Source organism: Massilia sp. NBRC 108631, assembly GCF_059704565.1.
The window spans coordinates 24,086-36,620 of sequence record NZ_BAAKJE010000204.1 but is presented as its reverse complement, the minus strand read 5'-3'; the positions used below and the strand labels follow the sequence as shown (position 1 = coordinate 36,620).

The following is a 12,535-nucleotide window of genomic DNA, read 5'->3' as shown; positions in this document are numbered from 1 at the left end:
GAGCGCGGCGGTGGATCAGCTCTGCTTTGTAAAGCCCGTTAATGGTCTCAGCCAGAGCGTTGTCGTAGCTGTCTCCTTTGCTGCCGACGGACGGTTCAATTCCGGCTTCGGACAGGCGTTCGCTATAGCGGATCGATACATATTGCGACCCGCGATCACTATGGTGAATCAAGGCATCATCACGTTCCGGCTGGCGGGCGAACAGGGCCTGCTCGAGCGCATCGAGCACGAAGTCAGTACGCATCGAACTGCTGACGCGCCAGCCGACGATGCAGCGCGCAAAGACGTCGATGATGAAGGCAACGTAGACAAAGCCCTGCCAGGTCGACACGTACGTAAAATCGGACACCCATAGCTGGTTAGGGCGATCAGCGCGGAACTGGCGATTCACCCGGTCCAGCGGGCATGGCGCTGCCGTATCGCTCACCGTGGTGCGCACAACCTTGCCGCGAATTACTCCGCGCAGCCCGTCGCGCCGCATCAGGCGCTCCACGGTGCAGCGCGCCACTTTGAACCGCTCACACAGCAGCTGGCGCCAGACCTTTTCGGCTCCGTAGACTCGGAAGTTAGTTTCCCAAACACGGCGAATGTGGGCACTCATAAAGTCGTCGCGATGGGAGCGGGCGCAGCGCAGAGCCGGATTGCGTTGCAGGGCGGCGTGGCGCCAGTAACTCGAAGGAGCAAGCTGCAATTGCCTGCACAGCCGCTCGGCCCCGTATGCGCCTCGGTGCTGATCGATGAAGGCCATCAAGGCTTGAAGCGGCGGTCGAGTTCCGCCTGGGCGAAAAAAGCACTGGCCAAGCGTAAGATTTCATTCGTCTTGCGCAATTCCTTCACCTCGCGCTCCAAAGCACGGATTCGTTCTTGCTCTGCAGAGCTTGGCCCGCCACGCAACCCGGCATCGCTTTCGCGTTGCCGCACCCAGCGCCGTAGCGTTTCAGGTGTGCAGCCGATCTTGTTGGCGATGGACGTGATGGCGGCCCACTGCGAGTCATGCTGGCTGGCCGACTCCTCGACCATACGCACAGCGCGCTCCATCACCTCTGGGGAATATCGTGTCGATTTCTTGTTCATGGCTCCATTCTCTCAAAGATTGGAGCCTCCCAGATTTCCGGGCCGGTTCACAACGATGCCAGCTCTCTGGCATTGGCCCATCGCGCGTCAGTAATGCTTGCCGACGCTAAAGGATGCGACACGGTACGTGTCCTATCCAGCGCGGAAATGAGTCAGCATGCACTAGCTACAGCCAAAGGTATTCTGGTCGTCACGGCACTCGCAGGGGATGGCGGACAGCTTCGCGAGATAAGCAGGGATCTGCGTGAGTATGTTGCGCCGCTCTTGCCACGTCATTTTCTGATCGGAACTGGGTTGCCGCAGTCAGAAGAGGCCTGGGATAGATTGAAGCAGTTCTTGGAACGAAACACGTCACATCGGCGTTACGGATTTTCTGCCAGGTTGGTACTTCCAACAGGGCCTGATAATCCCGATAATGCGTGGCGCACTCTACAAGGACTGGCCGCCAGAGCCGAAGTGGCTGACCTTGAGGTGGATTCTATCGAGCCGGCGGTCATAACTCAGTCGCTACGCGCTGCGGCCGAGGCTGTGCAAGCAGGGAGCAATGGCTTTCTTGCTAAAGCCGATGGCACACAGCTGAGTCTGTCGGAAGGCTTTCTCTTCTTTGATGGCGTCTTCCAAGATCGACTTCCTGATGTTCCAGTCTCAGCCGTCTTTATGGCAATGAGTTGCGCATTGCAGTCCGCACGGGAATGCAAAACCCCAGGGAATCAGCTTAAACCCTCCGGTTATGAGTCAGTTGTCATATCGCCGGAGTGCTTCCTGCGGTTTAATGACAATATTCTTCAAGCATCGCTGCTTCGTGCAGCTCTTCCTTCCGAGTTGGATTACTCTGCTAGCTCACATTTGAGTAAATTGATGAAGGAATTTTTGGGGAAAGTGTTTGACCGATACAGTCACGCGTACGGGGCTGCGGCGTTAGAGTTCGCAGCAGCATTGGCGACTGGGCGGTTGCAGTTGAAACAGACTGATCAAGGAGAGGTGATCGACAAGGCAATTGAACAGCTGAGGGGCGCTCCATCGCCCCTGCTTGGCTTACTCCTGCTTGCTAGAGAGACATAGGATTACACACATCGCCCGCCGTTGTTTTCGTAATGACGGCAGCGTTTGCTGGACAATCTTTTTAGGGGGGGCCATCTATCTAGGCTGTTTCAAGCGTACCCCGTACTTGACTCAGTGAACGTTCCTCTTGTTGTGCCAGCATTACCTTGGTCGTGTGATAATAGAAATAAAACGTCTTTTTGTTTACAATGCCGATCACCAGATTACAGAATGTGATCGTTTTTTCTCAATGGGCGGTCTTCAGTGGCCGTCCTTTGTCTAATAGGCACTGTTGTAAGGCCACTCGGACCAAAATCCCTTCGTCGGACGGAAAAATCCACCCGGTCCAGCTCACGACTTTCGAAATTTACCTTCAGAATTAATTTTCTGGTGTTTAGAGTTCAGCATCTCATCCATAACTTTAAAAATAGCTATAAATTTCCCCGCCCAAGGATATGTTCCATTATTTTCTTTGATATCTTGGTGAGCTCTGTTTATTAGCCATTCTGAAATTGCAACCTTCTTTGTGCTGTCTAAGCCAAGATCTGCTAAATTTCCCAATACGTCTCGTTCTATTTTTATCCATTTTGGATGAGCCGCTTCCATCTCAACCAACCATGTTTCGGGGAATAGCGCTTCGATTGGTGATTTGTCTGGGAGTAAAATAAATTCTTGATTTGATCTAAAGTCAATATCCTTATTTCCAAAAAAGTTAACTAATTCTCTCGATGCTTTTTGACCCGCTTCGTCGCCGTCGAAAACCACAGTAATCGCACGTTCTTTAGCCATAAAAGCATATGTCGATTTTAAAAAATCTTTTAGAGAACTTGTGCCAGTGAAATCCATAATCGAGGCTTTTCGAAGAGCTTCAAACTTATTGGATCCGCCTTTTTGTTTGATGAGCGATAGAATGTTTTCTAAAATATACTTATCAGTTTTCCCTTCAACGAATATGTTAAACTCGGATAGACTGTAGTAATCACTAAATTTTATGCCCAAAGCGCGTCTAATCGAGCTTGTCGCTTCAGCGTAACCTTTGAATTTGTTGAATGTAGTTCCATTTTCCTTATAGTGATGTGTTTGAAGAACTTTCTCATAATTCATTGGAATGAACCCTATAGAATGGGTGGTTGCGAAAACATCGCTGGCGTCGGATAAATCAGAAATTAAATTTCGACACGAGTCCGTTAAACCAGGGTGTAAATATGACTCGGGTTCTTCAATCAGCCAAATTACGCTTTTCCCATTTTGCATTTCTCGTTCAGATATCCATTTAAAGCAGGCTAAAGTCATAGCGGCCTGAATGCCGCTACCCTTTCGGTAAAATGGTGTCTTTTCTCCATCATCGATAAAGAAATCAAATTTCGACAAGGCACGTTTGAATGATCTCTCTGGCAGTTCAAACTCACACTTTATATCATCCAATCCGACCTTCGACAAACCATCCGATATTGCTGAAGAGACACTTGATAGTGCTCGTGTTACTTTTTCATTCTGATCCTTTAAGATAATGCCAATGTAGTCACGTAAGTGAGGAAGAAGAAAATCCTCGTATAGTTTTGCGGCACTTTTTTCTGAAGGAACATATTTGCAAGTAAATTTACGCAAAAATTCATGCACCAGCTCGTCTTGTAGTCTGCGATAAACATCTCGACTTGCTTCTTTCACCTTGTCATTAGTAAAAAATCTGTATGATGGGTTGCCTATAGCAGAGAAATTTAAATATAGAGTAACGTAGCCGTTATTTATTTCTTTGTCGTCTTCAAATAAGTCGGTAATTGCAGAATATTTTTCTAAGAATTGCCCGTCGTTCTTTTGATTGCATAAAAAAGAAATTGCGATGCTTGTCTGTCCTCCTGACATTCCAAAAGGAAGATCATTCTCGATGGAATAGGTATTGCTTCGAAAAGCCTCAAAAAATAAAAATATGGCTTTCAAAAAATTTGTTTTTCCAGAATTATTGGGGCCAAGAATTGTTAAATAATTTGCAAAATCAACTGTAATTTCCGATTTGATGCTTCTGTAGTTCTTTATTCTTACCTTTTCCACTCTCATTTTTCTTGCGCCCAATTATTGTAAAATATTCACTAGAATGCTGGTTTTGTTGGAGTTAATAGTAATCTTAAATATTGGAAGATCTTTCGTATTTCCCAACCTAAACACACTTCCCAAGGACTTTCAGGTATTAGGCTAGTCCCATAGGTTTATACGCAACTCTCAGCCAAATCCATCGCGTAGCGCGTAGCGTTTCCGCCTTCATAAGTGCTGATGCTTGGCGCTTACGAAATAAAATTTGGTTGAACGTGCACAGTGGCTAGATTGCCGTATAGTTGCGGGATAGCCAGTCACTGTTGCGCTCTCCACAGGCATGTCGCTGCGTAGCTGGCTGCAACAGTCCATGCCCAGAGTAATTTATTAGCCGAATGGTCTTGCTCTAAGGTCTGCTCGCGCAGTCGGATATTGATTGACCCGTTTGTTGGCGTCTCCTTCTGACCTTACACGATTCAACGGAGTAATTTGACCTGGCGGGTTTGCAGCCGCCTCAGACGATGATATTTACAAATGGACCATCGTCGCCCGGGTATAGTGTAAAATATTTTGGCCATGTCATGGGGCGTTGCTTCCACTTGGCGGTGGAAGGTGTGTGATAGTTGAAAATCAGCTCAGCGTTCTTTACCGAGCCGACAAGCCTTGCAATCAACGCCTGATCCGGATGTGCGTGTATTTTGCTATTCGTGCTGATGGCAAAACGACTGCATGAGAGTTGGTCGAGCATTGCCGTTGACGTGTTCGACTGGCTACCGTGGTGCGAGATTTTCAACAGATCGACGACTAGTTTTTGTCCGGGCCAGCGCTCTGTCAGCGAAGTTCTGATCACTTCGGCATGGGCGTCGCCGCTCAATAGGACCTGCTTGTGCTGGAACTGCAGCAGCAGGGCAATGCTGCTTGCGTTCGATACAGATGCATCCGTTGGAGATCGCTTATCAACCAGACTAAGAAACGATGGAGGTGGCCAGCTGTCGTTGCGGCCGAGTCTGTCCCGTGACGTTGAGTCGCCGCCGCTTGCTACCACTTTTGGCCATTGTTTTGCGAGCGCAGATAGCTCCTTTGCTGTGGGGGATAGGACCCAGACCATCATTCCGTCGGGCAGGCAAATACCATCGCCGTTCAGGACAGTAACCGCTTGGCCACCGAACGCCAAGTTCCAAGGCAGGTGGTTGCGCTCAATGAGGTCGGATAGTGCATCACCGTGGTGTGGTCCTAGCATATCGCGGGGCAATAGGTGTTTGTGCCCATTGAACCAGATGTCATTGATATGCAGCCAAGCTGGTCGCTGTTTCAGTAACGCGATAATTCCGCCAATATGATCGAAGTCGTAATGAGTAACAACTAATGCCTCCAGCACCAGTACTCCGTCTACTCGCGCCGCTGCCAGTACTTCCAGCAGACTCGGCAGTGCAATCGCAGGCCCGCCATCCACAAGGATATGACGAACTGGGCTGTGGCCGTAGCTCATGAGGATAGCGTCGCCGTGTTCGACCTGAATCAGCTTTGCCTGAAACAAGTCGCTCATGTAGGTGGTTCCCCGAGATAGGCGTCCGCATCCCCGAACGCAATCAATACCATACCCAAGGCATTATCTTTCGCCAGGAATTCGCGTCGCAGGCGGGTGATCAATTCTCCGATCGTGATCGGTGTGTTGGAAATCGATGCGGCCATCAATTGGGCTGTGAGATCGGCGGCTGCGATATTCGCATAGCGGCCCAAGACACTGGTGAGCGCGGCAATCACCACCTTGGCTCCCTCGCGTAACAATCTGGCGGGCAAGCTGGAATTTGCTGTGAGGCCGATGGCTGTATTGCAGCCAATCGCAACCACGATTGGACCAGCGTCGCCAACATATGGCCGCTGCAGTGAGCCCAGCGCGAGCTTGTCGTCATTGCCAATATAGAGGTGATCATTCTCGAAGTGCGGCAAGAGAACCAGCAACTTTGGCTTGACGGAAGCAATAGTGTGAGTCCAATCCTGCCATTTGTATTTACGGTGTCCGTTGAATAGTACTTCGATATCCGCAGTGCGAGTTGGTGTAAACGGCGATTGAACTTCACTGTCATCGAATTCATCAGCCCGGTCTGAGGCGGCGAACAACGCGCGGCGTAGATCTGTGAAGTGATTTCGCCCCTTGAGGTCGCCAGCTTGCCGCAGCCATAAGGTTCTGTCCATGGTCTTGTCCCAGGTCTGCCGCTCGATCACAGCGGTGACGCCGAGAAACCCCATTGGGCATAGGTGCTGGCGCGCTGCTCTAATAGGACAATTTTCGATAGCAGCCCCTGAAGTTAGGCAACCCGAGCGCTGATCGCACAATCCAGCATCCTCGTTAGGTGGAAGGTTGCCGTCGTAGAGATACTCGACCGGGAAATGTACGTTGGATGGCGTGGTCAACTGTACTCTGGTGATTGTGGTTGGCCATTCCGGGGCCAAGTCTCGCAATTCATCCATTAGGATCTTGCCGTAATTGGCCAGATTGAACAGTGATGAGCTGAAAACACTGGTGGGCTCGAGGCAGTCTCTGAGAGTTGACCGCAGTTGCTCGCGTGTTGCACCGATGTCCCGTACGTCCAGCTCTGCGAGGCGGATGCCTTTGCTAGTCAGAACGGTTGCGCTCGGCATGTTGCCGAGACTATTGTTGACGAGTAGGGAAACATCGAATCCTTGCTTATGGTGCTCAAGGGGAGAATTGAAAACTTCGACAAAAAACTGAATGGGTTCACCAGGGGCGCCTTGCAGCCGGGCGGTCTGCAAGACGCAGGCGCCATCGCACACCAGAAAACGTATGTCAATTGCATGACCAAGTGCTACTTTATAGGTGAAAACCACCGGCGTCGAAGGGCCGCTGCGAGGCAGCAATAAGGGGGCTGAGCGCGGTGCGGTCCCTAGCTCAGTTAGATGCACCTGCAAAGCTTTCTGATTGTCTTGCCACGTGAGGCTTTGTTCTGGAAAAGCGGGGGTGCCGAATTTCAGTGGTGACATGGGCTGAATTCTGATTTGAATTTCAATGCTTCCAAGCAGCGGGAACGCACTCACAGATTCTCCATTGTGTTCTATCACCGCATCCATGACGCGAACGATAGGCGGTGGCGCCTCCATTCGCATCCCTGCAATTTCCAGGTTGGGTGGCGGCAGCATCCGGCGTCGCATTGCGGGTCTTCCCACCTCAGCTGAATGCACTGCTGCAGGAGCCTTCCGCCGTTCATTGCGTTCCCTTTCGCGGGGCGGACGAGGAAAGAAAGTACGCGCAGACTGCACCATGAATATCTGGGTTGACGCCAGAAAAACTGCCTCCATTGAGACTTCTTGGTTAGCGTCACCTAAGGCCAAATCAAGCGCTTTCTGCGCCGCTATTCGGCTACCGAAGACCTGCAGCCAGCGGTCGATGTTGGGTTGACCCGCTGGCAGAAATATTGCGCATTGTGCGCCGGTGGCCGTGCGTATCGTGTCGAGGTACGGCAACAGCGCCTCGCGCGAGGTATCGACGATGATTAGTAGTTCGGTAGAAAACCGGTGCCGTAGGAGATCATCCAGAGTGGCCACGGCGATCGTGGCGGGCTGCTCTGGAGGCCCCCAACTCCCGCCTTGTAACGAATTGACCAGTGACGCTGCGGACTGCCGCATGTTCGGCGTGGAGGCAACACTGGCACCTTCGCGGGTGGATTCTTGCGTACGGCGGGGCCGACGATCGGTAGGCCATTCGACGAAGATTCGCTCACGATCAAAGGCTCGGCCCAAGTCATCACAAATCTCATGGATGGAGAGTGGGCCTCCCCACGCATATACTGCGCGCTGGACTTTGAGACGCAAGTCGCCTTGGCGACGGGCGATCATCACTCGGAAAGCCTCGGCGATAGCCAGCGCGGTATTCACATCCAGCCATTGCGATGCATCTAACGCTGCAGGATCGCCACCCCATTCGGCGATGCCTGACGGCGCGACAGCGGCAAGCATGAAGGTGGATGCTGCACCTGGGTGATGCCACCAAGTCCAGTCTCCGCGTGCCAATAATATCCCTAGGCCTGCCCGGATCCTTGAGGCCTCCTCTGAATACTCGCCCAACCACTCCTTGTCGCCAATCAGCATTCATCACCCGGTATATTATGACTGTTGGTATGTTATCACCGGCCCAAAATTTATTTTCAGAAATTTTGATTGTGCATTTTAAAATGATGCCTGCGAGTGGAACGGGAGACCCTGTGCGCCCTGGCGTAGCCATTTCCGGTACGCGGGGCTGTTACAAAGAGTGAGTTTTGTGATTCGGCAAGATGATAAGCTTACCTGCTTACGAACCTTTTGGCATTTCTACGAGCTGCGCGCGTGGGAATGCTTGCACAGCATGACCCTCAAACACATGGCTTGGCTCAAGAGATCCCCGGATACGCTTAAGACGGTGGACGGCACGGATGTAAGTGTTTTTGAGCTGGATATCGACAATTCTGATGGGGCCGTCCTTTCGGAATGGGCAGCGCATTTCCGCAGGCACTACTGTATCGACAGCAAAATAGACCGTCTCAGGCAGGGAACGGGTAAGTCCCGCGATCAATATCTTACGGACATGGTATTCCCGGACAAGTCTGATGATTTCGGTCCGGCAACTCGTTCCGGAGACTTCGCGGAAATCCTCGTCGCGGACCTTCTGGAAAGCCAGTTTGGCTTCTGGACTCCGCGTACACGCTACGATGATAAGCTCGTGCGAAACGAATCTCCAAAGGGTACCGACGTGCTCGGGTTTCGGTTCGCTGGCAAGGGGCCTGCTTTTCCTTCTAGGCAAGACGTGCTCGTTTCCTTCGAGTCTAAGGCGCAGCTCAGCAAGGGGAAAGTGAAAGCCAAGCTCCAAGAGGCGGTCGTCGATTCGGCCAAGGACGCCTTGCGTATTTCCGAGTCGCTTAACGCCACGAAACGCCGCCTTATTGACCGGGGCGACGACGACGGGGCGGATAAAGTCGAACGGTTCCAAGAGGGGCTGCAGGTCCCGTACCTCCGAATGTCTGGGGCTGCTGCAGTATTCTGTACCAGCGTGTACAACCCGGCCTTCGTTTCCAAGACGACGGACTGTTCGGGGCACGAGAACGTCACCAACCTGATGCTCGTCGTTGTCCATTCGGAAATGCTCATGAAATTCGTTCATGCCCTTTACCAGAGGGCTGCGACCGACGCATTGCTGCACGGGAATTCTGCAAATGAAGGCTAGTACGCGCGCTAGGTTCGCGGCTGCGATCACCCTTTCCAAAGGCAAGATGTATGAGTACGGGGTACCGGAGGACGACCATATCGAGCTTCCCGTCGGGCTGGACTTGGAGATGCAATTCCCACTTGCGGTCGGAACAGTAGGCGACTTCGCTTCGGAAGTAGTAGCAGCCTCCCTCGGAGCGGAAACCGGGAGGTCGACTTCGCGCGGAGAAGTTGTTTTTTCCGCTCAGGTTCTGCAGGCATTCGACGATTCGTTCCTCAACGAGGGGCTGTCGTTCGATCTCCGCCTGCTTTCCGCAGCGGCCTTCTACCTTGGCGACGTTCCAGGGAATGCAGCAGTTCAGATCTCGAAGTTGAGGGGGCTAATTGACGAGCGAGGCGGCGATTTGGCCGAAGTCCTCACCGTAGCGCTGGACAAGCCATGGGAGCCGACGCTCGCTACATTTTCTATGAATCGCGGCACTGCTGTCTTAGCGGCGCTCGGTGAGCATTTCAAGCAAGGCGGTACTGCTGACCGTGCAACCATCGCTATCAGGAACCTGCGCAAGTGGGCCTACGGGGCCGGATCGTCGCATGATCTCCTTATGGCTGACCTGCTCGGGGCCGTGAGCGCGACGCGCATCTCGAATTCCGGTTGGACCTTGTTGCCACATTACAGCGGGCTGCCTGCGGAATACTGGGCCTCGTACCTGTCGCGCGCTGGCTCGATCAAGGAAATGTGGCCATCACAGCGCATGCTGGGTGAGGCCGGACTTTATCGCGGGCTTTCCGGCGTGGTCCAGATGCCGACGAGTTCAGGAAAGTCCCGTGCTACCGAGCTCGTGATTCGCTCGGCTTTCCTGTCGGGGCGCACTCGGCTTGCCTTGATTGTTGCGCCATTTCGTGCCCTTTGCCAGGAAATCGCGGGAGACCTGGCCAAGGCTTTCAGGGACGACGGCTACGAAGTGAACCAGCCAAGCGACGCGCTTCAGGCGGACGTGGCCACGAACGTTTTCGGGGTGCTGCCGGAATCGAAACCTAGGGTTGTTGTGCTTACGCCCGAGAAGCTCCTATACATGTTGCGGCAGGATCCGGACATTGTTCAAGAAGCTGGGCTTGTGGTCTATGACGAAGGACATCAATTCGATACGGGCATTCGTGGGGTGACATACGAGCTGTTGCTGACATCGATCAAGAGGGCGCTCCCTGCCGGAGCCCAGAGCGTGTTGATCTCAGCCGTCATCCAAAACGCCTCCGCAATCTCAGCATGGCTCTTGGGTGATGGTTCCCTAGTCGTTTCGGACCAGTCCCTACAGGCAAGGCGCTTGGTAGCGTTCGCGAGCTTCCCTGCGGGCATGGACGGCCAACTGGGGTTTAACCTAACGAGTTCGGAAGAGCAGGAGTTCTTTGTGCCGCGTGTAATCGTGCGAGAAAAGCAGCCCAGGACGCGCAAGGAAACGAAGGACAGATTCTTCCCGGCCGACGAGAGCGGCTCCACCGCGCTGTATTTGGCGCTGCGCTTGGTTGGAAACGGCGGCGTCGCCATTTTTGCCGGCAGGAAGGCGTCGGCCGCCAAGATCGTCCGCGACGCTGTAAAGGAGGCATTCGGACGAGGTATCTCGCTCGATCCGCCTTCCTCGTCCAGCAACCCGGAAGAGCTCCGACGTTTCGCTTGCCTATATGGCGAAAATTTCGGGGAGGACTCTTACCTTACGAAGGCCGCAGCGCTCGGAATTTTCGCTCACCATGGGAATACGCCGCAGGGGATCCGCCTCGCGGTCGAGCATGCGATGCGGCAGCGCCTCATCCGCCTCATCGTCTGTACGTCCACGCTTGCGCAAGGGGTGAACCTGCCCATTCGGTACTTGCTCGTCACCAGCTCTATGCAGGGGAGGGAATCCATTAGAGCGAGGGACTTCCACAATCTCATGGGGAGGGCGGGGCGCGCCGGAATGTATGGAGAAGGCACGGTCATCTTTACTGACCGCCGGCTATACGATGGCCGCCGCGCGAATTCCCGTCGGTGGAGCGATTCTGTGCAACTGGTAAATCCGACCGGGGCCGGGCCTACCGGTAGCACGCTTCTGTCCCTGTTCGACCCTTTGCGAAACGAAATGCGAACGAAGGTTCTCGGAACGCCAAGCCCAGCCAATATAGCGGGCCGCATCGTCGACGGCTGGGACGAGCTGTACAAGGCGGTAGGGACAATATCGACCAAGCTCCGGAGCAGCGGCTTTTCGCCCGGTTCGTTGCGGGAACAAATCTGGGGCAAGAAAGAGATCGTCGAGGCGGTGGAAAGCTTCCTGATGACGTACCGTGGCGACCTGAGTTCCGAAGCTTTCGTTGCCGGAGCCCGTGGCTTGGCTGGCGAGACGCTGGCGCATTCCATTGCCGATGCGGCACAGCGCGAGATGCTTGGCGACATCTTCGAGACTGTGGCGCGGCGGATCGAAAAGCTGGTTCCGGAGCCCGAAACGCAGAGCCGTTTCGGACGCACGCTTTTGGGAATCGACAAGTCTCTAGAAGTCGACGCTTGGGTTAGGGCCAACTTGCAAACGCTTGAAGGTGTGGGCTCTGACGGCGCGTTGTTCGAAGAGCTATGGCCGTTCTTGCTCGACCTGTCCGCAGAAAAGCGGCTGAACGACACGGAGCCTGCGGCTGCGGTGCGTGCTTTGGCGGACGGCTGGCTTGCCGGCGACTCCTTCGCCGTACTGCTTGGGGCGCTTGAGGCTGCCGGGGGAACATATCCGTACGGGGAAAAGAGGCGGCGCTTCGACATCGACCAAGTGGTGGGACTGTGCGAGCAGACTTTCGGCTTCGGATTTTCCTTGCTGATTTCTGCTGTGAAGGAGTCATTCGCCTCGCTTGCCGTCGAGCAGGAGGCCGTGTTGTTTGGTAAGTATGCTGATACTCTGCAGAAGCGGCTGAAATACGGGCTTCCCAATCCAGAATGTGTGGCCTACTTCGAATCCGGATATGCGGACAGGGTAGTCGCGCAGGCACTTGCCGACGGGATTTGGCGGGAGCTCGCTGTAACGACTAGCGACGTTCGTCGATTCGCGGAGAAATATTCTAAAGATTTTGACGAAGTACTGGATGACTTCCCGTCTTATTTTTCGGAAGTGTCCAAAAACAGATAAAGACTATAAGTGCAGTTAACGCCTGTTACGCCGGTCACCGCGCCCGTTCTGCCTCCGGC

6 protein-coding genes, 1 pseudogene and 1 other annotated feature are annotated in these 12,535 nt (G+C 53.5%); of the genes and pseudogenes, 3 read left to right on the top strand and 4 right to left on the bottom strand.

Translation table 11 applies throughout. The features are described 5' to 3' along the window. Positions 1-1,074: pseudogene (locus AC6H42_RS22290) on the bottom strand (IS3 family transposase); the annotation flags it as partial. Next, positions 677-793 (bottom strand) — a sequence feature (AL1L pseudoknot). It overlaps the preceding pseudogene by 117 nt. A gap of 93 nt (positions 1,075-1,167) precedes the next feature. Here AC6H42_RS22290 and AC6H42_RS22285 point away from each other — a divergent pair. Then, positions 1,168-2,136 (top strand): hypothetical protein, encoded by a 969-nt coding sequence (locus AC6H42_RS22285; RefSeq protein WP_497548976.1) that lies wholly within the window; start codon positions 1,168-1,170, stop codon positions 2,134-2,136. A gap of 330 nt (positions 2,137-2,466) precedes the next feature. Here the strand turns inward: AC6H42_RS22285 and AC6H42_RS22280 are convergent, their stop codons facing one another. The 3 genes from AC6H42_RS22280 to AC6H42_RS22270 form a co-directional block, all read right to left on the bottom strand. Beyond that, entirely contained in the window at positions 2,467-4,164 is a 1,698-nt protein-coding gene (locus tag AC6H42_RS22280; protein ID WP_497548975.1) for an ATP-dependent nuclease, read from the bottom strand. Positions 4,165-4,657: 493 nt separating this feature from the next. After that, positions 4,658-5,689: a ComEC/Rec2 family competence protein gene (locus AC6H42_RS22275; RefSeq protein ID WP_497548974.1), complete on the bottom strand. Its 1,032-nt coding sequence runs from the start codon at positions 5,687-5,689 to the stop codon at positions 4,658-4,660. Then, a complete protein-coding gene (locus AC6H42_RS22270) occupies positions 5,686-8,250 on the bottom strand; it encodes a hypothetical protein (RefSeq protein ID WP_497548973.1) in 2,565 nt (854 codons plus the stop codon). Before AC6H42_RS22270 ends, AC6H42_RS22275 begins: the two co-directional genes overlap by 4 nt. 253 nt (positions 8,251-8,503) lie before the next feature. Here AC6H42_RS22270 and AC6H42_RS22265 point away from each other — a divergent pair, with 253 nt between their 5' ends. Further along, entirely contained in the window at positions 8,504-9,358 is an 855-nt protein-coding gene (locus AC6H42_RS22265; RefSeq protein WP_497548972.1) for a Hachiman antiphage defense system protein HamA, read from the top strand. After that, entirely contained in the window at positions 9,348-12,476 is a 3,129-nt protein-coding gene (locus tag AC6H42_RS22260) for a DEAD/DEAH box helicase (protein WP_497548971.1), read from the top strand. The genes AC6H42_RS22265 and AC6H42_RS22260 overlap by 11 nt, the downstream gene beginning before the upstream one ends. The last annotated feature ends 59 nt before the right edge of the window (positions 12,477-12,535 follow it).

Bases quoted from the DNA above. Each gene is read 5' to 3' on its own strand.
- AC6H42_RS22285 (WP_497548976.1), top strand. From the start codon at position 1,168: ATGCTTGCCGACGCTAAAGGATGCGACACGGTACGTGTCCTATCCAGC.
- AC6H42_RS22275 (WP_497548974.1), bottom strand. From the start codon at position 5,689: ATGAGCGACTTGTTTCAGGCAAAGCTGATTCAGGTCGAACACGGCGAC.
- AC6H42_RS22270 (WP_497548973.1), bottom strand. From the start codon at position 8,250: ATGCTGATTGGCGACAAGGAGTGGTTGGGCGAGTATTCAGAGGAGGCC.
- AC6H42_RS22265 (WP_497548972.1), top strand. From the start codon at position 8,504: ATGACCCTCAAACACATGGCTTGGCTCAAGAGATCCCCGGATACGCTT.
- AC6H42_RS22260 (WP_497548971.1), top strand. From the start codon at position 9,348: ATGAAGGCTAGTACGCGCGCTAGGTTCGCGGCTGCGATCACCCTTTCC.